Annotated in this window: 22 protein-coding genes, 1 tRNA gene and 1 pseudogene; 9 read left to right on the plus strand and 15 right to left on the minus strand. The window is 64.5% G+C overall.

Annotated elements, in window-relative coordinates; genetic code table 11:
- The first annotated feature begins 35 nt into the window (after nt 1–35).
- From GM910_RS19875 to GM910_RS19885, 3 genes and pseudogenes are all read left to right on the plus strand, one after another.
- Nucleotides 36–948, plus strand: a pseudogene (locus GM910_RS19875) (pirin family protein).
- Between the two features lie 745 nt (nt 949–1,693).
- Nucleotides 1,694–1,915 (plus strand): hypothetical protein, encoded by a 222-nt coding sequence (locus tag GM910_RS19880; RefSeq protein WP_159590436.1) that lies wholly within the window; start codon nt 1,694–1,696, stop codon nt 1,913–1,915.
- 145 nt (nt 1,916–2,060) lie between these two features.
- Nucleotides 2,061–2,831: a prephenate dehydrogenase/arogenate dehydrogenase family protein gene (locus tag GM910_RS19885; RefSeq protein ID WP_159590438.1), complete on the plus strand. Its 771-nt coding sequence runs from the start codon at nt 2,061–2,063 to the stop codon at nt 2,829–2,831.
- On the opposite strand, the gene GM910_RS19890 is transcribed toward GM910_RS19885, so the two are convergent.
- The 5 genes from GM910_RS19890 to GM910_RS19910 all read right to left on the minus strand — a co-directional run bounded on the left by GM910_RS19890 (nt 2,816) and on the right by GM910_RS19910 (nt 8,350).
- On the minus strand, nt 2,816–3,064 hold the full coding sequence (locus GM910_RS19890; RefSeq protein WP_159590440.1) for a DUF1127 domain-containing protein: 249 nt from the start codon (nt 3,062–3,064) through the stop codon (nt 2,816–2,818). The two genes, GM910_RS19885 and GM910_RS19890, sit on opposite strands and share 16 nt — an antisense overlap.
- A gap of 107 nt (nt 3,065–3,171) precedes the next feature.
- Nucleotides 3,172–4,902 (minus strand): tetratricopeptide repeat protein, encoded by a 1,731-nt coding sequence (locus tag GM910_RS19895; protein WP_159590442.1) that lies wholly within the window; start codon nt 4,900–4,902, stop codon nt 3,172–3,174.
- An 82-nt stretch (nt 4,903–4,984) separates the two neighbouring features.
- Entirely contained in the window at nt 4,985–5,905 is a 921-nt protein-coding gene (locus tag GM910_RS19900) for an alpha/beta fold hydrolase (protein WP_246226233.1), read from the minus strand.
- An 80-nt stretch (nt 5,906–5,985) separates the two neighbouring features.
- On the minus strand, nt 5,986–6,954 hold the full coding sequence (locus GM910_RS19905; RefSeq protein WP_159590444.1) for a homocysteine S-methyltransferase family protein: 969 nt from the start codon (nt 6,952–6,954) through the stop codon (nt 5,986–5,988).
- Nucleotide 6,955: 1 nt separating this feature from the next.
- Nucleotides 6,956–8,350: an FAD-binding oxidoreductase gene (locus tag GM910_RS19910; RefSeq protein ID WP_159590446.1), complete on the minus strand. Its 1,395-nt coding sequence runs from the start codon at nt 8,348–8,350 to the stop codon at nt 6,956–6,958.
- Between the two features lie 144 nt (nt 8,351–8,494).
- Here GM910_RS19910 and GM910_RS19915 point away from each other — a divergent pair, with 144 nt between their 5' ends.
- A complete protein-coding gene (locus GM910_RS19915) occupies nt 8,495–9,532 on the plus strand; it encodes a GlxA family transcriptional regulator (RefSeq protein ID WP_159590448.1) in 1,038 nt (345 codons plus the stop codon).
- Between the two features lie 125 nt (nt 9,533–9,657).
- Here GM910_RS19915 and GM910_RS19920 read toward each other — a convergent pair whose 3' ends face one another.
- Entirely contained in the window at nt 9,658–10,596 is a 939-nt protein-coding gene (locus GM910_RS19920) for a hypothetical protein (protein WP_159590450.1), read from the minus strand.
- Nucleotides 10,597–10,705: 109 nt separating this feature from the next.
- Between GM910_RS19920 and GM910_RS19925 the strand changes: the two genes are divergently transcribed.
- A complete protein-coding gene (locus tag GM910_RS19925) occupies nt 10,706–11,191 on the plus strand; it encodes an Lrp/AsnC family transcriptional regulator (protein ID WP_159590452.1) in 486 nt (161 codons plus the stop codon).
- A 347-nt stretch (nt 11,192–11,538) separates the two neighbouring features.
- Here the strand turns inward: GM910_RS19925 and GM910_RS19930 are convergent.
- The 4 genes from GM910_RS19930 to GM910_RS19945 all read right to left on the minus strand — a co-directional run bounded on the left by GM910_RS19930 (nt 11,539) and on the right by GM910_RS19945 (nt 14,643).
- Nucleotides 11,539–11,614: transfer RNA gene (locus GM910_RS19930), tRNA-Phe, on the minus strand.
- A gap of 183 nt (nt 11,615–11,797) precedes the next feature.
- Nucleotides 11,798–12,646 carry an ABC transporter permease gene (locus tag GM910_RS19935; protein ID WP_159590454.1) on the minus strand — a complete coding sequence of 283 codons (849 nt, stop codon included), beginning with the start codon at nt 12,644–12,646 and terminating at the stop codon, nt 11,798–11,800.
- On the minus strand, nt 12,636–13,406 hold the full coding sequence (locus GM910_RS19940; RefSeq protein ID WP_159590456.1) for an ABC transporter ATP-binding protein: 771 nt from the start codon (nt 13,404–13,406) through the stop codon (nt 12,636–12,638). Before GM910_RS19940 ends, GM910_RS19935 begins: the two co-directional genes overlap by 11 nt.
- A gap of 214 nt (nt 13,407–13,620) precedes the next feature.
- Nucleotides 13,621–14,643, minus strand: a complete 1,023-nt coding sequence (locus GM910_RS19945) for an ABC transporter substrate-binding protein (RefSeq protein WP_159590458.1) — start codon at nt 14,641–14,643, stop codon at nt 13,621–13,623.
- Between the two features lie 275 nt (nt 14,644–14,918).
- On the opposite strand from GM910_RS19945, the gene GM910_RS19950 reads away from it, so the two are divergent.
- Nucleotides 14,919–16,250 carry an NAD(P)H-dependent oxidoreductase gene (locus GM910_RS19950; protein ID WP_159590525.1) on the plus strand — a complete coding sequence of 444 codons (1,332 nt, stop codon included), beginning with the start codon at nt 14,919–14,921 and terminating at the stop codon, nt 16,248–16,250.
- Nucleotides 16,251–16,462: 212 nt separating this feature from the next.
- On the opposite strand, the gene proC is transcribed toward GM910_RS19950, so the two are convergent.
- Nucleotides 16,463–17,266 carry a pyrroline-5-carboxylate reductase gene (gene proC, locus GM910_RS19955; protein WP_159590460.1) on the minus strand — a complete coding sequence of 268 codons (804 nt, stop codon included), beginning with the start codon at nt 17,264–17,266 and terminating at the stop codon, nt 16,463–16,465.
- 384 nt (nt 17,267–17,650) lie between these two features.
- On the opposite strand from proC, the gene folD reads away from it, so the two are divergent.
- Both folD and GM910_RS19965 read left to right on the plus strand, forming a co-directional pair.
- A complete protein-coding gene (folD, locus tag GM910_RS19960) occupies nt 17,651–18,547 on the plus strand; it encodes a bifunctional methylenetetrahydrofolate dehydrogenase/methenyltetrahydrofolate cyclohydrolase FolD (RefSeq protein WP_159590462.1) in 897 nt (298 codons plus the stop codon).
- A gap of 57 nt (nt 18,548–18,604) precedes the next feature.
- A complete protein-coding gene (locus GM910_RS19965) occupies nt 18,605–19,567 on the plus strand; it encodes a GlxA family transcriptional regulator (protein ID WP_159590464.1) in 963 nt (320 codons plus the stop codon).
- 6 nt (nt 19,568–19,573) lie between these two features.
- Here GM910_RS19965 and chrA read toward each other — a convergent pair whose 3' ends face one another.
- The 4 genes from chrA to GM910_RS19985 form a co-directional block, all read right to left on the minus strand.
- Nucleotides 19,574–20,977 (minus strand): chromate efflux transporter, encoded by a 1,404-nt coding sequence (gene chrA, locus GM910_RS19970; protein ID WP_159590465.1) that lies wholly within the window; start codon nt 20,975–20,977, stop codon nt 19,574–19,576.
- Nucleotides 20,974–21,798, minus strand: coding sequence for a chromate resistance protein ChrB domain-containing protein (locus tag GM910_RS19975; RefSeq protein ID WP_159590467.1), 825 nt, complete (start codon nt 21,796–21,798; stop codon nt 20,974–20,976). Before GM910_RS19975 ends, chrA begins: the two co-directional genes overlap by 4 nt.
- 1,043 nt (nt 21,799–22,841) lie before the next feature.
- Nucleotides 22,842–24,338: an AMP nucleosidase gene (locus GM910_RS19980; protein ID WP_159590469.1), complete on the minus strand. Its 1,497-nt coding sequence runs from the start codon at nt 24,336–24,338 to the stop codon at nt 22,842–22,844.
- 46 nt (nt 24,339–24,384) lie between these two features.
- A complete protein-coding gene (locus GM910_RS19985) occupies nt 24,385–24,585 on the minus strand; it encodes a hypothetical protein (protein WP_159590471.1) in 201 nt (66 codons plus the stop codon).
- Nucleotides 24,586–24,758: 173 nt separating this feature from the next.
- On the opposite strand from GM910_RS19985, the gene GM910_RS19990 reads away from it, so the two are divergent.
- Nucleotides 24,759–25,460 (plus strand): glutathione S-transferase family protein, encoded by a 702-nt coding sequence (locus GM910_RS19990; protein ID WP_159590473.1) that lies wholly within the window; start codon nt 24,759–24,761, stop codon nt 25,458–25,460.
- The last annotated feature ends 1 nt before the right edge of the window (nt 25,461 follow it).

A 25,461-nucleotide genomic window follows, 5' to 3' on the forward strand; every position in this document is an offset into this window, starting at 1 on the left:
GAGGCCGTCTGACAATCCAGGAGAGGATGAGGCGCATGAGTTGGAACCCAGCAATCGAACCGGGCTGTCCCGATGAGGTTGGCCTCGACGCAATCGAAACCCTCATCGTCCCGCGCGCCCGAGGCATTGGCAGCTTCGAGGTCCGGCGCGCCTTGCCGGCGCCGAAGCGGCAGATGGTCGGGCCGTTCATCTTCTTCGATCAGGCCGGGCCGGCCGAGCTATTGACCGGGCAGGGCGTCGACGTTCGGCCGCACCCGCATATCGGTCTCGGCACCGTTACGTACCTTTTTCGCGGCGATTTCCATCACCGCGACAGCACCGGGGCAGACCAGATGATCCGTCCGGGCGCGCTGAACTGGATGGTTGCCGGGCGCGGTGTGTCCCATTCGGAGCGCACCTCCGCAGCAGCCCGAACCGGTCCGAACAGCCTGTTCGGAATACAGACCTGGCTGGCGCTGCCCGACCGCCAGGAGGACATGGCGCCCATGTTCGAGCACCACGGCAAAGAGGCGCTGCCGGTGATTGAGGATTGCGGCGTTTCGGTCCGGCTCATCCTCGGGGACGCCTATGGCCAGAAGGCCCCCGCGACGATGTTCTCGGAGACGTTCTACGCCGATGTGACGGTCGAAGCCGGACGATCACGAAGACAGGGGAATCTACATCGTCGAAGGTTCGATCTCGGTTGCTGGCCAGGAATATGAGGCATCTCAGCTGATGGTCTTCAGGCCTGGTGACAGGATCACGATCGCTGCCGGCGGCCAAGGTGCACGGCTGATGATCCTCGGCGGCGCAACGCTCAGCGGACCGCGCTATATCTGGTGGAACTTCGTCGCCTCCTCGAAGGACCACATCGAAGAAGCGAAGGCCGAATGGCGCGCCGAGGACTGGGGCAAGGGTCGTTTCGATCTCCCGATCGATGACCGAGATGAGCACATTCCCCTAAGGTAGATCAACAGCAACTGGATGTCATGGGACGGCCAAGGCCAAGCGCATTGCCCACCAGCAGAGCACTGAAGACGGACGCTGCCGCTCCTCGGTTCATCGGAGTTCGTGAGCACGTCGCGGACGCCCTCGGCGATTGTCCAGTGTCCTGGCGCCCGTGGTCTGCCCTGAATTGGGTTACGCGAAAGCAGATGCCGGACCATCAACAAACTTCAGGAAAACCCGACGACGGAGTGGGGAATATAGTCGCTTTCAAGGGCTTGTATTTCTGCGGGAGTGAGCTTGATGGCCAGCGAACCCACAGCATCATCCAGGTGTTGCAACTTCGTCGCCCCGACTATGGGTGCGGAAAGCCGGGGATCAGGACGACCGGGGGTGCCGACGACAACCCGTTGTGCTGTGATCGCGCCGCCCGCAGCCTTCTCACCCGAGATGAACTACGAATGCCCACAAAACGCACCAAAATCGCCATCCAGTTGAAAGGGCCGAATGACAGTTGTAGTGCACCCAGGACCTCCCGCGTGGGCGCCAACGATGTCCGCTTTTAGTATGCAGCGAAGCTGATCGCAACGATCGATATAAGGCGCACTGCGGTCGTCGTAAGGCGTGGCGGGAACGACTGGACTGGGCTCAATCGCGCCCTTCATAGCGACGGTTGCGGATACCAGCAGAGGGTCGATTTTTCCGGTGACAAGAGTGGAGAGCCGCGCTTCATTCTCAGGTCTAGGAAAGCTTCCGGGAGGCGATCTCGGTGACTGGCGGCCACTCAAGAGCATCTGCCACATCGAAGGACAGGGAGAATGACTCTATCGGCTCATCAGCAAATGCCTTAGCCGCCAACCTTTGCTGGACGATCATGGCGTTATCTGGTTTGCTTCAAAGCGGCCACCTTCTGAACGAGCACATCAACGAACTCGACGCGCGATGGGCATCATTGACACCGATTGCACTGCTGGCTATCGGTATCTCATGACTAAGGGCTTTTTCCTCGCCGGAATGTATTACGCGCCGCTGAATTAGCGGCCGGGTGCTTTGTCGTCCTTCAACCGCTGCGTGGCCAGCGGTTGTGATCCGGCAGAAAGCTCTGGCTCCGCAGCCTGTTAGCGGAGTTTTTCGAAATGTCTTTCCTCCATCCTGCCCAAGCTGCCTCACGGCAGCATAGGCCTCGTCGTCCCCGGTCCATCGGCCTGATTGGCTTTGGCGCCTTCGGTCGTTTGGCTGCTTCCCACCTGGCGTCGCACTTTGCTCTGCATGTTTTCGATCCCGCTTTCGACGGGACGGCTGGGTTGGCCGAGACCGCCCGATGCCAGGTAGTGGTGATAGCTGTTCCCGTTGCGCAGATGGCCGATGTCTTGAGGGCAATTGCACCCCATCTCCGGCGTGGAACGCTAGTTCTCGACGTAGGGTCTGTGAAGGTCGAGCCCGCACGCCTCATGCGAGAATTGCTTCCTGAGTATGTCGACATCATCGCTACGCACCCGCTCTTTGGTCCGCAAAGCGCGCTACAGGGAGTACGAGACCTCAAGATCGCCCTGTGTCCAATAAGGGGATTCACCCATAGGCGAGTCGCCGCCTTCCTCAAGGGTGCACTCGGACTTGAGGTGATCTGGACGACCCCGGAGGCGCACGATCGGGACGCCGCGTTGGCGCAAGGGCTTACCCACCTCATCGCTAAGGTGCTCGTGAAGATGGAGCCACTGCCGGATCTGATCACGACACGCAGCTTCGAATTGTTGCGTGAGGCAGTGGAAATGGTGCGCCATGATGCGCCCGAGGTTTTCGACGCGATCGAACGCTTGAACCCTTACGCCTTGGAGGTGCGCCGCCGCTTCTTCGACTTGGCCTCAGCGCTCGACGCCGAGCTGCATGGGCCTCATGACCTTACGTGAAAGCCGCGCCACAAGCCCAGAGCGATGGACAGCATAGAAAAAGACACGAGCGCCAGCCACCTACGCCGTCGGTTGGCCGGCGGCTGGATGACGGCAAACTGGCCGACCGTTTCCGGCACCAACGCGTCTCTCATCCCGGACCTCGACAGGCCGATATCCTTCAACTGATGGTCGGAGAGCGCATTGAGCGGGCACTGTGTTGATGCCCGGCGACTCCAGTGAAATCCCGTCATCGGAATTCTCCTTGGTTGCGCATGAACTGGAGACGCCGGTCGCCGCGTGGCGCCATCGCGAAGATGAAGGCGATAGCACCGCGCGGTTTCCTGCGTTGCTCCGGCTGCTACAGACGATCAAGAGCAAGCAGGGATTTGTCGCCGAGCCAGACCTCGACGAATGTCGCCTCGAGGTCGGAGACGTTCCGCTCGCCCGCCGCGATCTGCGCCTGCATGAAGCCCCACAACGCCCAGCCGTTGCGCGGCATCTCCTCAAGCGCCTTGCCGAACGTGGCGACGGCTTCCTCAGCGCGGCCCTGCTGGAGAAAGACGGCGCCGAGCGTCTGACGCACCGGATAATACCAGTAGGGCGGCTCCATATAGGCGATGCCGTCCTGTAGGCGGATCGCCTCATGCAGGTGGCGCTCCGCCGCGACATAGTTACGGCGTGCCTGGGCGATACGGGCCTCGACCACATGGCCGGCAATGCCGAGCACGTCCCTTGCCGGCAGGCCTTGTTCCTCGAGACCAGTCATATCCGCCTCCGCGACCAGCCGCTCGATCTCGCCGACCTCGCCTGCCGCCGCTTCGAGGTTGCCGTTGAAGGCGAAGGCGATGCCGCGCGCGTAGTGCCAGTAGCCCTTGACGAAGGGAAAGCGGTCGCCGGGATCAGCAAGAGCCAGGATGGTGTCCGGGGTGCTGAACTGGGCATGCGCGCTGTACGGCGCCGTCTTGATCGCCTGCACCCAGGCCAGTTCCTCCGACACCTCGTCGGAGGTCACGGCGACGAGCTTTTCGGCAGAAGAGATTACGTCCTCGCCCACCCCGGACATCTGGGCGGACACCATCAGATAGTGCAGGTTGTGAGGATAATATCCGTAGCGATAGAGCGGACTGGCCGCCTCGCCGGCCTGCGCTAGGAATGCCTCGTCGGCGGCGATTGCCTCGCGATTGACCCGCATGGAATCGTGATGGCGTCCGACCCGCGCATAAATGTGGGCAGGCATATGGGTGAGATGCCCGGCTGCGGGCATGGCGCCGCGCAGACCGTCGGCGACGGCTTCCGCGCGTTCGGGCGTCGCCGATGCCTCGACGGCGTGAATATAAAGATGCGCCGCCGCCGGATGCACAGGGTCGATCTCAAGGACGTGTTCCAGGGTCGCGACGATTTCGGCGGTATTGCCCTTCGGCGTCACGCCGTCGGCTTCCCACAGGTCCCACGGCTGCAGGTTCATCAATGCGTCGGCGTAGAAGACGAGGACGTTGGAATTGTCCGGATATGCCTTGGCCACGTCGCGCATGGAATCGGCCCACGCCTTGTCGAGCGGCGGTCGGCTAGCCATCAGATTGGCGCCGTAGCGTTTCTCCAGTGCCTCGATCAGCGCCCGCTCCTTGGCTGCCACGCCCTCCTTCAGCGCCAGGGCGCGCTGAACGGCATCATGGGCGGGAGCCGCCGCCTCGTCGTGCATGGCGTCGTTGATGTTCGGGCCGAGCGCGAAAGCCTCGCCCCAGAAGCACATGGCGCAGTTCGGGTCCAGCCTCTGGGCTTCCTGGAAGGAGCGCCGCGCCTCGGCGTGGTTGAAGGCCCAGGTCAGGCGAAGACCCTGATCGAAATAGGCCTGTGCTTCGGCGCTGTCCGTGGTGACAGGCATGGTCATGTCGCCGAGCCCTTCATAGAGAGGAGGCCGGATCCCCGCCGCGGCAACCTCCGCACCCTCGGCGAAGGCGACGCCGGGCTTGTAGAATTCGGTTTTTGGTTGTGCGGTCTCATGCGCCGAAGCTGCGAAGGCGAAGGCGGATGCGGTCAGCATCAGTCCTCCGGCAATCGCATGCAGGGAAGTGTTTGGCTTGAGTTTCATGGTCGGTTCCTTTGAGTTTGGTGCGCCGGCGGGAGCATCCGCGCCACGGCTCATTGATCTGATGGGTGGAAAAATCTGTGTGCTATCGGGGCAGACTCGCGACAAACCCGGCTACGTCGACGGCGAAACGACGCGGTTCTTCCCAATGAATCGCGTGTCCAGCACCGGCGTAGGTGACGAGTCGCGCGCCTGGGATCGTTCGCATGAGAACGTCCTGTTCGGCGCGCGGGAAGAATGCGTCCTGGTCGCCCCAGACCACGAGCGTCGGAACGGCAATCTCGTGCAGGCGTGCCGAATGATCGTCGCGCGAAAGGGATTTCACCGCCTCCTGCCAGACACGTGCGGGAACCTTGAGGCTCTCGCCGATGATGGCGTCGAGGAATTCGGCGGATATCGTCCGGGCCAGCGTGCTCTCCTGAAAGCTGCGAACGAAATTCGGATCGATCGGATCGACGAGAGCCGAGACGGCGTCCTTCAGTTCCTCGACCTCGCCATTGCCCTTGGCCGTCGGATAAGATCCGGCAAGGATCAGCCCGCGCGTGCGGTGCGGATTGTCGATGGCGAAGCGCTGCGCAGTGTAGCTGCCCATCGAGTGCCCGACGATAACGGCGGATTCGATTGCACGGGCATCCATGAAGGATGCCAGATCGGCGGCAAGGTCGGAAGCGCGGTAGCCCGATATGGGGCGGTCGGCGTCGCCGTGACCGCGCTGGGAAATCGCGATTGCACGGATCGAATGTGGCAGAAGCGGCAGAACCCCCTCGAACGATCGCCATGAGTCCGTGTACCCGTGCAGAAACAGGACCGGGAAACCGCCAGGGTCGCCCTGCTCGACAAACGGGATTTTCACGCCGTCGCGAATGGTCGCCACACCAGTTTGGAGATTTGCATTCAGCAGCATGGGAATTCCTTTCGGAGCGCGCCACTCTGACCGCAGTTCCGCTGGATACTTCCGGCGGTGCAGGGGGATGGCGGGCCTCTTTGCGACGATCACGAGCCTCATGGCCGCGATGCCGTGTTTGTTAGTGAGATGTCATCAGGTTCCGCCGCGGTCTGAGTGCGACGGCAGGACGCCGAGACGGATCAGGCCGTTTTCCTGCCCCGCGACAGACGTGGTCTCAAGCTTTTTGCGATTTCGCGCAGATGCTTGTCGCCCGTGCCGCAGCAGCCTCCGAAAACGTCCATATGTGGGTACCGGGCATGCAGGTTGCTTAGCTGCGTTGCGAGCTCGACCGGATGTCCGTCTTCAAGATGGTTCAATTTGCACAGTTCCATTTTTTCCATCTTCGACGCGTTTGGTCGCACGCCGCGCAGTCGCCTGGTCCACGCGCCATCGTCGAGCGCAGGCTCATATTCCAACGGATGAGAACAGTTCACCAGGTAGTAGTCGGGCGCATCAAGCCCGGTCTGCGCATCGATCTCGGCAATCGCTTCGCCAAGGGTTGGGCCGGACTTGAGGCGATGGGTCCTATCGAGCGTCAGCGCAACCGAGAGCGGAACGCCGATCCGCGCAGCGGCGCGTGCGGCGCCGACGGCCTCCGGGATGTTGTTGAAGGTCATTGCGCAGGTAAAATCCACCTGCGTCCGTTTCAGCGTTTCAAGCTGAACCGCGTGATACGCCTCCGCACTTTCGGCGGTTATATCGCGGTTCAGCCCGTAGGCGTCGCCACGCGGGCCCAGGATTCCCCCGATCAAAAGGCTTGGGATCTGGTCGCGGTAGTCGCCTGCGATCTCCCGCAGAAAGCCGATGGCCGCGATGTTGGCATCCGCCAGCGCCGTCGCCGAATAGCCCAGTTTGGCGCCCCAGTCCGGGCTCGCGCGATAGTCGAGCCCGGATAGCAGAAAACCAAGGCCGAACTCGGCTGCCACATCCAGTTGTGCACGGAACATGTCGCGCATGGCGGTGACGGCGCTTGGGATGTCAAGCAATGGGAACATGGCGAATTCGGGCAGTTCGAACCCACGACGGTACATGATTTCGGTTTCGGACCCGCCTTCGGTAAGGAAGACTGGGCCCGACCCGGCTACGGGAAGCGGTGACGGCGCGCGCATATCAAGCCCCCGGGGCGATGTTCTGGTTGAAGCGGAACCGGTTTTCAGGGTCGTACTTCGTCTTGATCTCCACAAGACGCTGGTAATTCGGTCCGAAACTGGCGCGGGTCAGCACGGCTCCGTCTTCGCCGTGGCCGGGGAAGTTGAGATAGACGCGGCCGTGATGGCCGAAGCGCTCCGACGCCTCCCAACCATCGCGGGCCCAGGCAATGTTGGCGGCATCTTCGCCAGGATCGGACCAGACACCGTCCAGGGAATACATCCAGCCCATGGACCGGTCGCCGAAAGCCGTGGCCTCGGCCGGGACCTGCGCCGTCGCCCCACCGAAATTCCACAGGGATGACAGCGTATTGTCCGAGGGCGCAGCCTTGGCGTTCTGCATTGCAAGGTCGATCATCTCGTCGGTCAGGCCGGTCAGATACCGTGCTTTCCAGTAGCAACGGAAATCGCCCGATGGCATCAGCGTATCGAAGAGCTGCTGAACATCGCAGTAGGCCATCCGACCGGAAAAATCGGCGACCGTGGTCCCAAGTTCGCGCAAGGGCTGAAGCAACGTCTCGCCTTCCGCGGCATCGCCGTTATAGACGCAAGCCAGCGTATAGACGCGTTTTCCCCGATACTTTTCGGGAAAATCCTCGCCGCCGGCAGTGGAGAACTCGCAGAGCGATCCGACACGATCGCCATGCTCGGCCAGAAAATCGCGCCACGCGCGGATCGGGCCGGGGCCGTCGTCGAGGGCATATATGGGGGCCGCGAACATCACTTCGGGGCCGATCGGGTGAAGCGCGAATTCGAACCGTACGACGACGCCAAAATTACCGCCCCCGCCCTTGAGCGCCCAGAGCAGGTCAGGGTTTTCATCGTCACTGGCACGGACAAGCACGCCATCTGCCGTGACCACATCCGCCGCGATCAGATTGTCGACCGAAAGTCCGTGCTTGGCGCGCAGCCATCCGATCCCGCCGGAAAGGGCCAACCCGGCCACCCCAGTCTCCGAGATGAGACCGCCGGGCGTCGCAAGGCCATGCGCCTGGCTGGCCTTGTCGACATCGCTCCACAGGGCGCCACCTTCGACGATAGCGACACGCGCCTTGGCATCCACCGTGACGCCGCGCATAAGCGACAAATCGATCATTACGCCATCGTCGCAGACTGCGTGACCCGCCACATTGTGGCCGCCGCCACGGATTGCTATGGGCAGATCCCGCGCCACAGCTAGCGATACGGCCGCTATCACGTCATCCACGTTCTTGCAGCGCGCGATAAGCGCCGGTCGCCGGTCGATCATGGCGTTCCAGACCATTCTTGCCTCGTCGAACCCCGGGTCGCCGGGTCGAAACATCTCTCCGCCAAAATCTTCAGTGATCGGGTTGAGAGCCGTTGTCAGATCGTCCATTTCAAAACTCCCTTGCAGTGTTGCGATGGAGCTACGACGGTTTCAGCGGTCAGGGCAGTGGCGATTTGGTCATGAACAGGCCATACTGGACAGGCGACCGAGGCATATGCGCCAAAACCGTGCCAAGACGGTCAGAGGACCGCTGTGAACAGTTCAAAAAAGCCTTTGATCGTGTTGTTGGCGGAGCCAGAAACCTCGGCCTCGGTCCTCTATGGCCTTTATGACGTATTGCTATCGGCCGGGGCGGTCTACACCGATATGGTCGCCGGCACACCGGGGCGAGAGTTGCTGGAGGTCAAGATCGTCTCGGTGGACGGCAAGGCGTTTCACTGTTTGGGCAATATCCCAGTCGAGCCGCACGCAGCCATCGACGATTTAGACAAGGCGGACGTCGTGATCGTCTGCGACATGTATACGTCGATCTATGATGTGCCCACGGGCCGCTACCCACGAGAGGTGGCCTGGCTGAAGAGGCTCCATCGAGATGGGGCGCTCATCTGCTCGGTTTGTTCCGGGGCCCTCCTGATCGCGGAAACCGGCCTCTTGAATGGGCATGGGGCGACGGCCCATTGGGCCTATCGAAACATGTTCCAGCGCAACTATCCCAAAATCGCGTTTCGCAACGAGTCCGTCCTTTGTCTGGAGGCGGAAGGCGACCGCATCGTTACCGCCGGCGGGGTCAGCGCCTGGCACGATCTGGCGGTCTATCTGATCGCTAGGTACTGCGGATATCAGCAAGCGATTGAGACCGCGAAAGTATTCCTGATCAGCGGGCATTCCGAAGGCCAATCCCCCTATGCGGTGATGACCCGTCCAATGACGTCGGAAGACGGGCCGATCTCGGATTGCCAAACCTGGATCGCCGACAACTACGCAATGGCCAAACCGGTGGAGCGAATGGTCGCGCGATCCGGTCTGAATGCGCGCACCTTTTCGCGCCGTTTCAAGGCGGCCACGGGCTTTGCGCCGATAGAATATGTGCAGGCATTGCGAATCGAGGAAGCGAAGCAAATGTTGGAGACTGACACTCTGTCGGTAGACGAGGTCGGCGCTTCGATCGGGTATGATGATTCGGCGTCTTTTCGGAGGGTCTTCAAGCGTGGCGTAGGGTTATCGCCGTCTGCCTACAGGAAGAAGTTCCAGCGTATCGCGCAGATCGCCAGACCGCTTGAGGTCCATTAATTTCGCATTGTGCCACGCAGCGAACCGCGCCTCGCTCTATTCGCGTGCCACCTGTCGCGATGCGCCGAAGCGAACGTTTGGAGTCGACGTGACGCTGCATCAGCGGGCGATGCACTGCCAGGCGATCATGACGCGCCTTTCAGCCGGACGCGGCCGATGCTGCCGAGCGCGGCGACAAGGGCGCCGAACATGTAGATCGTGAGGCCGCAAAGCGTCATCGGCGCGTAAGCGACGCGCGCGTCGAAGACCTGCAGGCCGAAGGCGGCGACCGGCCCGAGCGCCGTGAAGGCGGCGATCACCGTCGCGGATACCAGGGGGACGGCGCGCTGCACGGCGTAGAGGGGCAATGCGATCGCTATCAGCCCGATCAGCCAGATGACGGCGAGATCGCCGGCCCCGGTTTCGACGCCCTTGTCGTCGACCCCCAGCCACAGGCCGATCCCGCAGATCGGCACGTAGAGCAGGAACCGTAGGCCGAACTGGGCCAGGGGTCCGACGCCGCGGGCGTTCAGGCGCGTCGAGTAAAGCACGATGACCGCCGTGAGCGTGCCGGACAGCGCCGCAAGCGCGATGCCCGCGACACCGTGCCCGAGCCCGCCGCGCAGGAAGCCGGATTCGCCTGCCAGGGTGATAGTGGCGAGCCAGCCGATGCTCAGGGCGATGAGGCACATCCCGGCTGCGGCCATCCGGTTGCAGCCGCTGCCCGCCTCTCGCATGCCGCGCTTTGACGCCGCGACGGTCGCCAGCGGCACACAACCGGAGAAGACCGCGAAGACAACCGCGGGCTCCACGAGCTGGATCGAGAGAAAATAGGTGATCCAGGCAATGGCGGCCGAAACGTTCATGATCGCGAGAATGCCCGGTGACCGGAACGCTGCAGCCAGTTCTCGGGGCCTGCGGATCAGGGTCGCGGCAAGCGACAGCGCCGTGGTCGTACCGAACACCGCAACGGCCACGAGAAACGAGTCAACCCGCTGGAACGTTGCGCCGAAATAGACGGCCTGAACGGCTTCCAGCGTCACGAAGAGCAGGCACCACGACAGGCCGATGGTCACGTTGTTCATGAAGGTTCGCCGACTTGACAGGATATGGCGAGAATAGCCTGCCGCACTTGACGGTTGTGGTCAAAATCTCCGAAAATCTGGAGAAATTCTCCAAGTCGGAGCTTGCGGCATGGACCGGTTGGACGTTCGAATCCTCGAGGCTCTCCAGCACAGCGGAGACCTGACCCACGCCGAGCTCGCCGAGAAGGTGGGCTCCACCCAGTCGACCTGCCTGCGCCGAGTCCAGCGGTTGAAGGACAGCGGGCATCTGAACAAGAGCGTCTATCTCGCCGATCCTGCACGTCTGGAACGCGGCTTACGGGTGTTCATTGTCGTCACCACGAAGGAGCACGATCGCCGCAAGCGCATGGCCTTCGCCGCAAAACTGAAGGGGGAATCGGCGATCACCCTTGCCTATGGCGTTACCGGAGAGGTCGACGCCCTTCTGATGGGAAACTTCGCGAGCATGGCGGAGTATCAGGAGACCTGCGACAGGCTTTTCGATGGTGATGACAACGTAGTTCGCTACACGACGTTTTTTGTCGCCGAGACCTACAAGGAGACGACGGCAATTCCCTGCGATGCGCTTCTCGCCAGGCTCAGTGACCTGATCTGAAGCACAATGTCGTGCTGGCCAGTGAACGTCCGCAAGGGCCGTTCTCCCGTCATCGGATTCCTAACTCAGGATGTCCACAAGGGGTCGGAGCCAGAATTTGACCGTATGTCCGCTCTGCCCGCAACCTCGAGCGCCGCCGCAGGCAAATGTCTGCTGACGGGAAGTGGCAAAGCTAGCCTCTACGGCCGACATGAGGGCGCATTACTGTCATTTGCAGCGCTGACAATGTCGGTCTCCAAACGGGTCACAAGTGTCGGTTGCCGGAGCGAGAACGCTGCTTTTTCCCAAGGATGCGATTCCGGTGAAAAGAGGCAGAAAGCTCAATTATTTCAATAGCTTATAGTGCATGGTGCCCAGGGGCGGAATCGAACCACCGACACGCGGATTTTCAGTCCGCTGCTCTACCAACTGAGCTACCTGGGCGTGCCACTTTGCCGTCGGGCGGGAGCCCGTTCTTGTCCGGCTGGCGGGGTTGGTGCTCCGCCGAAGGCGCGTGGGTTATAGCATGAGATTTTGCCCTGTCCAGCGTCCTGCGCCGGGAATTGGCGAGAGTTTTTTCAAGTCGCCCGAAGCCGCGGCCGGCCGTCGGGCCGGCGCGGCGTGGGCTCATGCGCGCCAGGCGAGAAGCGCCCGCTCAGTGCGGCCGATCAGCCAGGCGATGGCAAGGCCGAGCGTCGATAAAAGTGCCACGCCGGCGATCAGCTGGTCGAGCGCGAAAAGCGCGCCGGCCATCAGGATATAGGCGCCGATGCCCGTCTCCGCGCCGATCATCTCCGCCGCCACCAGGAGCACGATGGCGATGGAGGCGGAGATGCGGAAGCCGGAGAGGATCGCCGGCATGGCGCCGGGGATGATGATCTTCCTGACGATGGACAGCCACGAAAGCCCGAAGGACTGGCCCATGCGGATCAGGTTCCGGTCGACATTGTCGACGCCGCCATAGGTGGCGATCACCGTGGGGAAGAAGGTGCCGAACAGGATCGTCGCCACCTTCGAGCCTTCGCCGATGCCAAACCAGATGATGAAGAGCGGCAGGAGCGCGATCTTCGGGATGGGGAAGAGGGCCGAGACCAGCGGCAGGAGCCCGGCGCGCGCCAGCGAGAACAGGCCGATCATCAGCCCGACCGAGATGCCCAGGAGGCTGCCCAGCGCCCAGCCGAGGCTGAGCCGGTAGAGGCTGGCACCGACATGCTTCCACAGCATGCCCGTAGCGACGAGATCGGCCAGAGCGCCGAGCGCTTCCGATGGGGCGGGCAGAGCGACAGGGCTGATGGCGCCCGTGCGCGAGCCGACCTCCCACAGGGCGATGATGGCAAGAAAGACAATCGGCGCCACCGGCCCCAGCCGCCGGTGTGTGAAGCCGCCGCCGCGGAAGGGCACCGGGCGTGCGGCCTCGCGCGCCGCCACGTCCTCTTCGGCGCGCTCTCGGCCTTCGGCCGCGGCCTCATGTGACATCGGAAATCTCCCTGTCGGCCTCGCGCGCTTCCTCGCGCATGATCTCCCACACCCGCCGCTGCAGCTTTTCCAGTTCGACCAGCCGCCCCGGCCGCTCGGTCAGCGGCATGTCGATCTCCACCACCTCGCGGATGCGCCCCGGCCGCCGCGACAAGACGACGATGCGCCGGCCGAGCCGAACGGCCTCGGCCAGGTTGTGCGTGACATAGCAGGCGGAGAAGCGCTCGCGCTGCCACAGGGCCACGAGGTCGTCCATGAGCAGTTCCCGCGTCTGACTGTCGAGCGCCGACAGCGGCTCGTCCATCAGCATGATCGCCGGCTTGACGGCGAGCGCCCGGGCGATCGCCACGCGCTGTTTCATGCCGCCGGAGAGCTGGCGCGGCAGGGCATGCGAAAAGTCGGAAAGGTTGGTGCGCGAAAGCACGTCGTCGATGATGGCGCGCCGCTTCTTGGCTTCGATGCCATGGTCCTCCAGCACCAGGCTGACGTTGCCCGCCACCGTGCGCCACGGCAGCAGCGCGAAATCCTGGAAGATGTAGGTGAGCGGGTTGAGGGAGCCGTCCGGCGCCGTTCCCGCCACCAGCACCTCGCCCGCGTCCGGCCGCTCCAGCCCGCCGGCGATGCGAAGCAGCGTGGACTTGCCGCAGCCCGAAGGCCCGACGATGCAGACGATCTCGCCGTCGCCGACGGCAAACGAGATGTCCTCCAGCACGTTCGTGCCGCCGTAGCGGTGGCTGATGCCTCGAAGGATGAGTTGCATGGGCCGTTCGCGCTTCTGTTCAGGCCGCCCTGGGGTGGGGCGGCTGGCGTCCTATATCGAGGGAGCGAACGGATTGACCGCTCTGGCCGGAGGTATCGCATGTCGTGGCAAGGCGCGCCGCGCGCCGTGATGCCTGTGCATCATAAGCACGGCGCAACGTCGCTACGGCGCGCAAGGATCCGGTCAGGGCGGCCAATCGTTCGCTCCCTCGGTATTAATAGGTCTCCACGAAGCTCGCGTCGACCAGCTTCTCCATGCTCACACCCTCCGGCACCAGGCCTTCCGACTTGAACCACTCGAGCTGGTCTTCGACGCTGGCGAGGTTCAACGCCGCATTGGGGCTCATGCGCATGGCGCCGGTGCTGATGCGCGGGGCCGCCTTGTCGAGGGGTTGGTCGGCATAGATGTATTCGTGGATCGCCGCGACGATTTCCGCCGTCTCGTCCTCGCCCATCGTCTTGTCGACCAGGGCCGCGTTGTAGTCGTCCATGCCCTTGGAAAGGCCGCCCAGGAAGCGCTTCACGAGGTCTGGCTTTTCCTGCGTGTTGGCGGTCGAGGTGAAAATGGTGGTCACCTGATAATCGTCGATATAGTCGGAGACCTTGCCGATCTCGACCACGTCGCCGCCCGCCGTCAGGCTGCCGGCGATGTTGGGTACGATGGACCAGGCGTCGATCTGCCCGCTCTTCAGCGCGGCGATCACCGCCGGCACCTTCTGCAGCGGTCTGAGGTGGATCTCGGAGCGCGCGAAGCCTTCTCCGTCGGCGATCTTATGCGCCATGTAGTGGAAGGAGGAGCCGGTGGTGGTGATGCCGAAGCTGCGTCCCTTCAGGTCCGCCGGGCTTGTCACGCCGGCATCATGCGCCGCCTTGGAGACGAGGATCTTCTGCCCCTCGATCTCCGGCGTCTCCTGCAGCGCTCCGCCGATCACCTTGATCACACCCTTGTCGGCCAGGCTGATGAGCCCGCCGGAAATCGCCGTCATGCCGAAATCGACGTCTCCCGAGGCGATCGCCACCGCCATCGGCTGGGCCGACTGGAAGCTGACGAACTCCACCTCGAGGTCCTGATCGGCGAAATAGCCCTTGGCCTCGGCGATGATGCTCGGCGAATGCGAGGTGAGCGAGGGGATGATGCCGACATTGATCTTGTCGGCGGCCTGCGCGCCGGCGGCCACAAGGCCTGCCGCCCCGGCAAGTGTCGCCACCACGAACGACCTGCGTGTAACTGTGAACATAAGCTCCTCCCTTGGTCACGTCCTGATCTATGCTCGGCTCCTCGCACAGCGCTCCCGGACGGGCAAGGGAAAAAGCCGGTTCTCCGCCCGCCGGGCGACCTGGTGGTCTGACCCAAACGGATGGCACCCGTTTGGAAAAGCCAGCCCACAAGCTGTTGGTCTGGTGGGGCGATTTGCCCTGACAGATGGGTACCATCTGTCAGGATCGCACCACTAGGTTGACAAAGCGCCGTGCCGGCCCTCTATCTCCGGCCATCTCTCATGCCGGGAAACCACTGATGACCAATGTCGCCCTCACTGGCCTTGCCCGCGATCTCGCCCGCCGCGCCGAGGAGGGGCGGCCGGTGCGCATCGGCGTCATCGGCTGCGGCGAGATGGGCACCGACATCGTCACCCAGGTCGCCCTCATGCGCGGCATCGAGGTCGCCGCCATCGCCGACCGCCGCTACGTGAATGCAGAGGCTGCTATTCGCACCGCCGGCCGCGCGCCGGAAAGTGCCATGCGCGCCGCCTCCGTCGGCGCCATGGCCGATGCCATCCGCGCGGGCCGCACGGCCATCGTCGGTGACGCCATGCATCTCATGGAGAGTGAACACGTCGACGTTATCGTCGATGCCACGGGCAGGCCCACCGCCGGCGCCGAATATGGCCTTGCCGCCATTGAGGCGGGCAAGCATCTCGTCATGATGAATGTCGAGGCCGACGTCACCATCGGCGCCTATCTGCGGCGCCTGGCCGACAGGCGCGGCGTCGTCTATTCGCTGGGCGCCGGCGACGAGCCGTCCTCCTGCATGGAACTGGTCGAGTTCGTCACCGCCATGGGGCACGACGTCGTGGCCGCCGGCAAGGGCAAGAACAACCCTCTCAACCACGACGCCACGCCGGACGATTATCGCCAGGAGGCCGAGCGCCGCAACATGAACCCGCGCATGCTGGTGGAGTTCGTCGACGGCTCCAAGACCATGGTGGAGATGGCGGCGATCGCCAATGCCACCGGCCTCGTGCCCGACAAGCCCGGCATGCACGGCCCCGCCGCCAGCCTGGAAGATCTGCCGCGCGTGCTCTGCCCGGCGGCCGACGGCGGCGTGCTGTCGAAGAAGGGGTGCGTGGATTTCACGATCGGCAAGGGCGTCGCCCCCGGCGTTTTCGTGATCGCCGACATGGCCCACCCGCGCCTGCACGAGCGCATGGCCGACCTGAAGCTGGGCGAGGGGCCTTACTTCACCTTCTACCGCCCCCATCACCTGACGAGCCTCGAAGTGCCGCTCACCTGTGCCCGTGCCGTCCTCTACGGCAAACCCGACATGGTGCCGCTCGACAGGCCCGTGGCCGAGGTCTGCGCGGTCGCCAAGCGCGACCTCGCCTCCGGCGAAAAGCTCGATGCCATCGGCGAATACACCTACCGTTCATGGATCATGACGGCCGAAGACGCCCGCGCCGCGGGCGCCGCCCCCTGCGGCCTTCTCGAAGGCGGCACGGTCACCGCGCCGGTGAAGAAGGGCGCGCTCATCACCCACGACAACACCGCCCCCATCCCCGGCACGAAGCTGATGGAACTGCGCCGGCTGCAGGACGAGATGGTGTTGTCAGGCACGGCCCAGCTCTAAATCGGGATGAATATTCACTGGGTCACCCCAATCGCGCGTCATCCCGGAAGTCGGAGCCCGCAGGGCGGAGGCTGTCCGGGACCCATTCCGGAATGTCGAAGCCACGGAATGGGTCCCGGCCCTCACTGAGCCTGTCCTCGGGCTCGCCGAAGGCGAGACCCGGGGGTTCGGCCGGGATGACGCGCGGTTGGGTAACCCGGTCTCATCTGGCTTCACTTCCCCAACTCGACAGACCGCCGCTTCGCCGCCTCCACCGCCGCGCTCACCAGCTCCACCAGCCGCTCCTCGCCCATCAGCACGCCGAGCGCGGCCGCCGTGGTGCCGCCCGGGCTCGTCACCTCTTCGCGCAGCGTTCCCGGCTCCTCGCCGCTTTCCTTGGCAAGGCACGCCGCGCCGTAGACGGTCTGCATGGCAAGCAGCTTGGCGGTGTCGGCCGGCAGCCCGGCCTTCTCGCCCGCCGCCGCCAGGCACTCGATGAAGTGGAACACGTAGGCCGGCCCCGAGCCCGAGACCGCCGTCACCGCGTCCATCAGCGCCTCGTCCGCAACCGTCGCGACGGCGCCGCTGGCCGCCAGCAGCCCGTCCACGAACGCCTTCGTCTCCGGTCGCACGTTGCGGTTGGCGAACACCACTATCATGCCCTTGCCGATGGCCGCCGGCGTGTTGGGCATGCAGCGCATGACGGCCGCCTCGCCGCCGAGAAGGTCCTCGAATGTCGCCACGCCCGTCCCCGCGGCAACGCTCAGATAGGTCGCGCCCTCAAGATCCCGATACGCCGGCACCACGTCGCCGATCACCTGCGGCTTCACCGCGAAGACGACGAGATCGGCCGCAGTTTCCAGCTCCCGCGCATCCGCCGCCACCGTGACGCCGTGCGTGGCCGCCCGCGCCCGCAGCCCCTCGTTCGGCTCCACCACCGTGACATCGCCCGCGGCCAGCCTGCCGGCCGCCAGCCAGCCCTTCAGCATCGCGTAGCCCATATTGCCGCAGCCAACCAGAACAACCTTCCTGCCCATCAACGCCTCCTTCGGTTACAGCCAGATTAGGTCGGGTCACCCACCGCGGGGAGAAGCGGAGGCTGTCCGGGACCCATTCTCGCCTCGCTGAAGCTCCGGCGAAGCGGGCCGGAACGTCGATGTCACGGAATGGATCCCGGACAAGCCTTCAGCTTTCCGGGATGACGCGCGGTGGATGGCTTCGGTTGAATTCATCCCGCTCTAGACGAAGCAATGGCGCTTTTGGCCTGCCGATGCAACCGCCTCAGAGTCGATGCGCCCGCCGCCACGGCCGGGCCCCGCATTCGCGATTGCGTCAAAAGGCGGCGCATGTGCGGGATTGCACGCGCCGCCATTGCCGCATATGCGAGGGATCGGCAAAAACCGGACACGGGAGGGTGCCTCATGGCAGAGTTGATCGACGGCAGGGCGGTGGCTGCCGAGGTGGTGGAGAAGGTGACCGCGCAGGCGGCCGGGCTGATCGCCGCCGGCACGACGCCGGGCCTTGCCGTCGTCATTGTCGGAGAGGACCCCGCAAGCCAGGTCTATGTCGCCTCCAAGTCGAAAAAGGCCAGGGAGTGCGGCTTCCATTCCGTCCAGCACACGCTCCCCGCCGAAACCCCCGAGGAAGAGCTCGTCGCCCTGGTCGAGGCGCTCAACCGCGATCCCGCGATCCACGGCATCCTGGTGCAGCTTCCCCTGCCGGACCACGTCGACGCCGGCCGCATCATCCAGACGATCGCGCCGGAAAAGGACGTCGACGGCTTCCATTTCATCAATGTCGGCAAGCTCGGCACCGGCGAGCTCGCCACCGCCTTCGTCCCCTGCACGCCGGCCGGCTCCATGCTCCTCCTGCAGCGTGTGCGCGGCAAGGACCTTTCCGGCCTTTCCGCCGTCGTCGTCGGCCGTTCCAACATCGTCGGCAAGCCGATGGCCAACCTGCTTCTGGCCGCCAACGCCACCGTCACCATCGCCCACAGCCGCACGGCGGACCTTCCCGCGCTCGCCCGCACGGCCGACATCCTGGTCGCCGCCGTCGGCAGGCCCGAGATGGTCAAGGGCGACTGGGTCAAGCCCGGCGCCACCGTCATCGACGTCGGCATCAACCGCATCCCCGCCCCGGAAAAGGGCGAGGGCAAGACGCGGCTCGTCGGCGACGTCGCCTTCGAAGAGGCGAGGGCGGTGGCCGGCGCCATCACGCCGGTTCCCGGCGGCGTCGGCCCCATGACCATCGCCATGCTGATGGCCAACACGCTCACCTCCGCCTGCCGCGCCGCTGGGCGCAAGCCGCCCGTCTTCTGACCGCCCATCCCCGGCATGGCTTTCCGCGCTCCGCCATATCCTGTAGAAAGCCCCTCCATGACCGAGGGCACGGCGGAGGGCCGGCAGTTCGCGTTCCTGCTGGTCGACAGGTTCTCCATGTTTTCGCTCGCCGCGGCGATCGACACCTTCCGCTCGGCCAACCGTCTGCTCGACCGCGATTTCTACAGGTGGATCACGGTGTCGGCCGACGGCGAGGCCGTCATGGCCTCCAACGGCCTGCCCATCAAGGTCGACTATGCAGTCGCCGACCTGCCGACAGCCGACATCCTCTTCGTCTGCGTCGGCCTTGCCACCGAGTTTCCCGGCAAGAGCAAGGTGCTTGCCGCGCTCCGCGCCTGGGGCCGCCAGGGCCGCGCGCTCGGCGCCATCGCCGCCGGTTCCCTGCTTCTTGCCGAGGCCGGCCAGCTCGACGGCCACCGCTGCACCATCCACTGGGAAAACCGCGCCGGCTTCAAGGAGCGCTTCCCGGAGATCGAGTGCACCGGCAACGTCTACGAGATCGACCGCAAGCGCTACACCTGCGCCGGCGTCACCACCTCCATCGATCTGATGCTGGAGATCGTCCGCGCCGATTTCGGCAACGGCCTCGTCAACGAGGTCGCCAACCAGTTCCAGCACGAGCGCGTCCGCTCTCCGATAGACCGCCAGCGCATCGGCCCGGAGCGCGACCTCGTCGGCAAGTCCGAGAAGCTGCAGAAGATCGTCGCCCTGATGGCCGAGAACCTCGACGAGCCCTTTTCGGCGGTCGACCTCGCCAAGTCCGCCGGCCTCTCCGTCCGCCAGGTCGAGCGCCTCTTCCTGCGCCATCTGGGCATGACCCCCGGTCGCTACTACATGCGCCTGCGCCTTGAGCGCGCCCGCGAGCTCCTGCGCCAGACCAACATGTCCATCCTCGACGTCGCCATCGCCACCGGCTTCACCTCCCACTCCTACTTTGCCCAAAGCTACCGCATGCAATTCGGCAGGCCGCCGAGCGACGAGAGAAGGACGACGTATTGAGGCGCCTCACGCCATAGCCGTCCAAAAAAGCCCGGCGAGCGCCGACAGGAGCAGCACCGCCATCAAGGGAACGCCGAGCCGGAAGATGGCGAAAACGGCGGCCGTCGTGAGCACCAGCGCGGGAAGGCTCACGCTCGACCAGACCGGCACCTCCACCACCAGCCCGTAGCCGCTCCAGGGCGACACATCGCGAAAGATCGCATGGAGTGCGAACCAGACGGCAAGGTTCATGACGACGCCCACAACGGCGGCCGTGATGGCCGACATGGCGCCCGTCATGGCGCGATTGTCGCGCAGCGTCTCGATGAAGGGCGCGCCGAGAAAGATCCACAGGAAACAAGGCACGAAGGTCACCCACGTCGTGAGAACCGCGGCAAGGGTGGCCGCCATCATGGGGCTGAGCGTGCCGGGATCGCGATAGGCGCCGATGAACCCCACGAACTGGACAACCTGGATGAGCGGCCCCGGCGTCGTCTCCGCCATGCCAAGGCCGTCCAGCATCTCGCCCGGCTGAAGCCAGCCATAGTGCTGCACCGCCTCCTGCGCCACATAAGCGAGCACCGCATAGGCGCCGCCGAAGGTCACCACCGCCATCTGGCTGAAGAAAAGCGCGATCTGGCTGAACACGTTGTCCATGCCGAGTATGGCGATGATGGCCGCCACAGGCCCCAGCCACAGGGCAAGGAGGACGCCCGAGACCTTGAGCGACCAGGCCACGTTGGGTCGCGCGTGGGCCGGCACTCCCTTGCCCAGAGCAGAGTCCCCGTCGGAGAGAACGTCTTTCGATGCCTTGCCGTGGCCGCCGCCGATCTGGAACAGCGGGGAGCCCATCCGCCCACCGAAATAGCCGATCAGCGCAGCGGACAGGATAATGAGCGGAAAGGGCACACCGAAGAAAAAGATGGCGATGAAGGCGGCGACCGCGATGGCGATCATCGCCGGGTTCTTCAGCGCGCGCCTGCCGATGCGCGCCACCGCGTGAAGCACGATGGCGAGCACCGCCGCCTTGAGCCCGAAGAACAGGCCCTCGACGATGCCGACATTGCCGAAGGCGGCGTAGATGTAGCTGAGCGCAAGGATGGACAGGAAACCGGGGAGCACGAAGAGCGTGCCGGCAATGATGCCGCCCGCCGTCCGGTGCAGCAGCCAACCGATATAGACGGCAAGCTGCTGCGCCTCCGGTCCGGGGAGCAGCATGCAGTAGTTGAGTGCGTGGAGAAAGCGGTTCTCGCCGATCCAGCGCTTCTCCTCGACGATGATGCGGTGCATGACCGCGATCTGCCCGGCGGGCCCGCCGAAGCTGAGGGCCGCCACCCGCAGCCAGACCTTCAGCCCTTCTGCAAAGGAGATGCCGTGCCCACCGCCGGGCCGGTTCAGGCTCGCGGAGACATCGGAAAGCTGCTCGCTCATCTCGTCTGCCTGGGTTTGGCCGAAGGCCAGTTGTGGGTTTCGTCCGTGGCGTCGCGGCACCAGCGGTAGAAGGCATCGTAGAGCACCATGCCGGCTTCGAGCTGTTGCAGATCGTCGGCGAACATGCGCGACAGCCCAAGCGACGCGGCAAGCAGGCCGGGTGCTTCAGGGGCGAGGTCGAGCCGCGCGGTGTCGGCGCCACGGATGATCGCCGCAAGCCTCAGGAGCGGCTCGGTGGTCAGGCCGAACTCCTCAACCATGACGTCGAAGGTGCAAAGCTCGCCGCGGTGGCTCCAGAAGACGTCCTCGATATCGAAGGGAACGGCATTGAACCGCTCGCCCACGGCAATCACCTCCTGCGGGGCGACGAACAGGAAGACGGCTTGAGGGTCGACGAAGCGCCGGATAAGCCAGGGGCAGGCGATGCGGTCGATCTTGGGCCGCGCCCGGGTGACCCAGACCGTTCCGCCCCCGGCGAACGCCCCTGGCAGTCGCTCCGCCGGCACGGCCGGCAACCCCGCATCCAGCCAGGCCTCGAAGCCGCCCTCCAGCGATTCGGCGGCGATCCCCTGATGGCGCAGCCAGGCAGCCGCCCCTTCGCTGAGTTTCTTGCCGCTTTGGCAGATGACGACCGCGGAGCGCCCTTCGACCGCAGGGCCCCAGTCGCGCACCTCCTCATGCGGCCGGCGGACCGAGCCGGGTATCAGCCGCGGGTCGGCGGAAAAGTCCTCGTCGTTGCGGACATCGATCAGGGCAGGGCAGTTGGGCGTGCCGACCAGGCGGGAAAGTTTGTCGATGGAGATAGTGGTGGGAGAGGGCATGACGCGTCCTTCCGTTTAACGGGTTCATGGACGCGATTCTTGGGCTGGCGCCTCGTGGGGAGATCGCGATCCCCATGTATAATTTCTTGCGCCCCGCGCGGCGCATGTCAAGCGCTTCGGCCAGAACGCGGCAGCCCTGATCGTCGAACACGGCGCCAACCTTCGCGCTGGGATAAATCCGGCGGTCAGAATCCGCCAACCCACCCCGCTCCACCTTCGCCCTTCGGTTTCGGTGGACGGGTCGCGGCGCCCCCTCAGGGCGTCATCCCCCACCCCACCCCACCCCACGCGCGTCATCCCGGAAGTCGGAGCGAAGCGGAGACTGTCCGGGACCCATTCTCACCTCGCTGAAGCTCCGGCGAAGCGCGCCGGAAGGTGGACGAGTCACGGAATGGGTCCCGGACAAGCCTTCGGCTTTCCGGGATGACGCGCGCGGGCGGGTGGGATGACGCGCGTTGGAAAGGCGGCGGGCGCGCCCTTCACCTCAGCCGGCAGTGCCTTGCCTGCGCGGGGATAAAATGTGGCGACAATTTTTTTCTTTCCTGCCAACCCATTGGTTTCACTCACTGCAGAAAAAATTCTCCAACTTTTTCGCGGGAAAATACTCCCCCCTGCCCAGCCCGCCCGTACAATCCACCCCATCGCCCTCACGGGAACCGGGTCCGGACCGGGGATCAGGGAGAGCGGCGGAGACCTCTCCCTTCGGGCTCGGTACCCGGAGGCCTGAGGGCCCGCGACAGGCCGGCGGTGCCGGGAGCGCTGGGTGACAGCGTTGCCGGCATTGCGGAGAAGCCGCCAGGGCTTCTCGTCCGGCCCGGCAAAGCCCCAATTGGGTGCAGCCGGGAAGGACGGGGAGCCCGAGTGACCGGCCGACCGTCGGGACAGCCTCCGGCGGGGCGCGTTGGACGCGCCTTAAAAATAAATTGAGTGGCACGGACAACGCGCCCCGCTTCCCAACTTACCCAAGAGGCCAGACGGTGAAAACCGGGCGTGGCAACGCCGCCGCGCGTCCTCTCTTCCCCGCCACTGCGAACAGGAGCTCCCTATTGAAACGCCGTCTCGGAAAAACTCCGCAACTTCCGCGAATGCAGCCTTTCCGGCGGCATGGCGGCCAGTTTCTCCACCGCGCGGATGCCGATTTTCAAGTGCTGGGCCACCTGCCGCTTATAGAAATCCGTCGCCATGCCCGGCAGCTTCAACTCCCCGTGCAGCGGCTTGTCGGAGACGCACAGAAGCGTTCCGTAGGGCACGCGGAAGCGGTAGCCGTTGGCAGCGATCGTCGCCGATTCCATATCGAGCGCGATCGCCCGCGACTGCGAAAGCCGCTGCACCGGCCCGCGCTGGTCGCGCAGCTCCCAGTTGCGGTTGTCGATGGTGGCGACGGTCCCCGTGCGCATGATGCGCTTCAGCTCGTAGCCCGAAAGCCCGGTGATCTCCGCCACCGCCTCCTGCAGCGCCACCTGCACCTCGGCAAGCGCGGGCAGCGGCACCCACACGGGCAGGTCGTCGTCCAGCACATGGTCCTCGCGCACATAGGCGTGCGCCAAAACGTAGTCGCCGAGCGCCTGGGTATGGCGCAGGCCCGCGCAGTGGCCGAGCATCAGCCAGGCATGCGGGCGCAGGACCGCGATATGGTCGGTGATAGTCTTGGCGTTGGACGGGCCGACGCCGATATTGACCATGGTGATCCCGCTGTGGTCGCCCTTCTTCAGGTGATAGGCGGGCATCTGCGGCAGGCGCTGAAGCGCCGTTTCCGGCGGCGTTTCGCCGGCGCGCGTGACGATGTTGCCGGGTTCCACGAAGCATTCGTAGCCCCCGCCGCCGGCCGCCATCGTCTCCCGCGCGAAGGCGCAGAACTCATCGATATAGAACTGGTAGTTCGTAAAAAGCACGAAGTTCTGGAAGTGCTCCGCCGCCGTCGCCGTGTAGTGCGACAGCCGGTGCAGGGAATAGTCCATGCGCGGCGCGGTGAAGGGGGCCAGCGGCATCGGCTCGCCCGGCGCCGTCTCGTGGGTGCCGTTGACGATGTCGTCGTCCATGGCGCTGAGATCGGGAACGTCGAAAAGGTCGCGCAGGGGCCGCTTCAGCCGGTCGGGGATGGACGCCTCCACATAGGTGTCCTTGGTAAAGGCGAAGTGGAGGGGGATGGGCATCTCCGATTCGGCCACCGTCACCTCGACGCCGTGATTGCGGATGATGAGGTCGAGCTGTTCCGTCAGATAGGTCTCGAAAAGATCCGGCCGCGTGACCGTGGCGGAATAGGTGCCCGGCGTCGGCACGTGGCCGAAGGCCAGCCGCGTGTCGATCTGCGCGAAGGAAGAGGTGGAAACGCTGATTTCGGGATAGAAGGCGCGGTAGCGGTGGTCGCTCGCCCCGGTGGTGGACACCTGGGCGAAGGCGTCGCGCAGAAAGGCGGTATTGCGCTCGTAGATCGCCTTCAGCGCTTCGACGGCCTTTCCGGCATCGCTGAAGCTTTTCCGGGTGACCGCTCCCGGGCTCGAGATGGTTTCAATGGGTTGAGGATAGATTCGCTTGTCCATAACCCATTATAGGAGTTTCCCGTGGCGGTTTCGAGATGTGATCACCTCACCGCATGTGCCGCGGAAACATTCCGTCCGCAGGGCCGGCGCCGCCCGGTGCCCGGTACGCGCTTTCCAAGGTTTTCTCGCCGTTGCCGTGGTGCACGATTCCCACCGCCATGATGGGCAGCGCCAGCAGGCAGAGAAGGATCAGCGCCCGCGGCGCGGCGCGGCGCAAGTGAGTGATTGTCGTCTTCATGGTCGGCATTGGTCATCTGTCCCCAAGAGCATCTCTTCATCCCTTCCGCGAGAATGCCCCGGTGCGGCTGAACGGCCGCTGAGGTGGCCGTTCATGGTGCGTTCAAGATTATTGACGAGGCCTTGAATTGCGAAGCCGGCGCTTTGCCCCTACTTCAAAAGGCGTAGACCAAGGAGACGCCCATGACCGAACAGACCCGCCCCATCGAGCTGCATTACTGGCCCACGCCCAACGGCTGGAAAATCAGCATCATGCTGGAGGAGCTCGGGCTCCCCTACGCGGTGCACTACGTCAATATCGGTCGTGGCGAGCAGTTCCGGCCGGAATTCCTGAAGATCGCGCCCAACAACCGGATGCCCGCCATCGTCGACCCCGAGGGGCCGGACGGCAAACCCATCTCCATTTTCGAATCGGGCGCTATTCTGCAGTATCTTGGGCGCAAGTTCGGCCGCTTCTATCCCACCGGGGAACGCCAGCGGGTGGAGGTCGACCAGTGGCTGTTCTGGCAGATGGGCGGGCTCGGGCCGATGGCCGGCCAGGCCCATCATTTCCGTCAGTACGCACCCGAAAAGGTGCCCTATGCCATCGAGCGCTACACCAACGAGTGTAACCGCCTCTACGGCGTCATGAACAAGCGTCTGGCCGACCGCGACTATCTGGCGGGCGATTATTCCATCGCCGACATGGCCTGTGTCGGCTGGATCAAGCCGCACGAGAACCAGGGGCAGGATCTGAACGACTTCCCGAACTTGAAGCGCTGGTTCGAGGCGGTCATGGCGCGCCCCGCGGTGGCGCGCGGCCTGGCCGTCGGCCAGGAGCACCGCCGCAACATCGCCGAGGACGAGGAAGCAAAGAAGGTGCTGTTCGGCCAGCGCGCGCGCTGAG

It is taken from the genome of Chelativorans xinjiangensis (assembly GCF_009812055.1).
Lineage (GTDB): Bacteria > Pseudomonadota > Alphaproteobacteria > Rhizobiales > Rhizobiaceae > Chelativorans > Chelativorans xinjiangense.

Coding starts and splice junctions, on each gene's coding strand:
- GM910_RS19885 (WP_159590438.1), top strand. CDS start 2,061: ATGTCTTTCCTCCATCCTGCCCAAGCTGCCTCACGGCAGCATAGGCCT.
- GM910_RS19890 (WP_159590440.1), bottom strand. CDS start 3,064: ATGACGGGATTTCACTGGAGTCGCCGGGCATCAACACAGTGCCCGCTC.
- GM910_RS19895 (WP_159590442.1), bottom strand. CDS start 4,902: ATGAAACTCAAGCCAAACACTTCCCTGCATGCGATTGCCGGAGGACTG.
- GM910_RS19900 (WP_246226233.1), bottom strand. CDS start 5,905: ATGAGGCTCGTGATCGTCGCAAAGAGGCCCGCCATCCCCCTGCACCGC.
- GM910_RS19905 (WP_159590444.1), bottom strand. CDS start 6,954: ATGCGCGCGCCGTCACCGCTTCCCGTAGCCGGGTCGGGCCCAGTCTTC.
- GM910_RS19910 (WP_159590446.1), bottom strand. CDS start 8,350: ATGGACGATCTGACAACGGCTCTCAACCCGATCACTGAAGATTTTGGC.
- GM910_RS19920 (WP_159590450.1), bottom strand. CDS start 10,596: ATGAACAACGTGACCATCGGCCTGTCGTGGTGCCTGCTCTTCGTGACG.
- GM910_RS19925 (WP_159590452.1), top strand. CDS start 10,706: ATGGACCGGTTGGACGTTCGAATCCTCGAGGCTCTCCAGCACAGCGGA.
- GM910_RS19935 (WP_159590454.1), bottom strand. CDS start 12,646: ATGTCACATGAGGCCGCGGCCGAAGGCCGAGAGCGCGCCGAAGAGGAC.
- GM910_RS19940 (WP_159590456.1), bottom strand. CDS start 13,406: ATGCAACTCATCCTTCGAGGCATCAGCCACCGCTACGGCGGCACGAAC.
- GM910_RS19945 (WP_159590458.1), bottom strand. CDS start 14,643: ATGTTCACAGTTACACGCAGGTCGTTCGTGGTGGCGACACTTGCCGGG.
- proC (WP_159590460.1), bottom strand. CDS start 17,266: ATGGGCAGGAAGGTTGTTCTGGTTGGCTGCGGCAATATGGGCTACGCG.
- folD (WP_159590462.1), top strand. CDS start 17,651: ATGGCAGAGTTGATCGACGGCAGGGCGGTGGCTGCCGAGGTGGTGGAG.
- GM910_RS19965 (WP_159590464.1), top strand. CDS start 18,605: ATGACCGAGGGCACGGCGGAGGGCCGGCAGTTCGCGTTCCTGCTGGTC.
- chrA (WP_159590465.1), bottom strand. CDS start 20,977: ATGAGCGAGCAGCTTTCCGATGTCTCCGCGAGCCTGAACCGGCCCGGC.
- GM910_RS19975 (WP_159590467.1), bottom strand. CDS start 21,798: ATGCCCTCTCCCACCACTATCTCCATCGACAAACTTTCCCGCCTGGTC.
- GM910_RS19980 (WP_159590469.1), bottom strand. CDS start 24,338: ATGGACAAGCGAATCTATCCTCAACCCATTGAAACCATCTCGAGCCCG.
- GM910_RS19985 (WP_159590471.1), bottom strand. CDS start 24,585: ATGCCGACCATGAAGACGACAATCACTCACTTGCGCCGCGCCGCGCCG.
- GM910_RS19990 (WP_159590473.1), top strand. CDS start 24,759: ATGACCGAACAGACCCGCCCCATCGAGCTGCATTACTGGCCCACGCCC.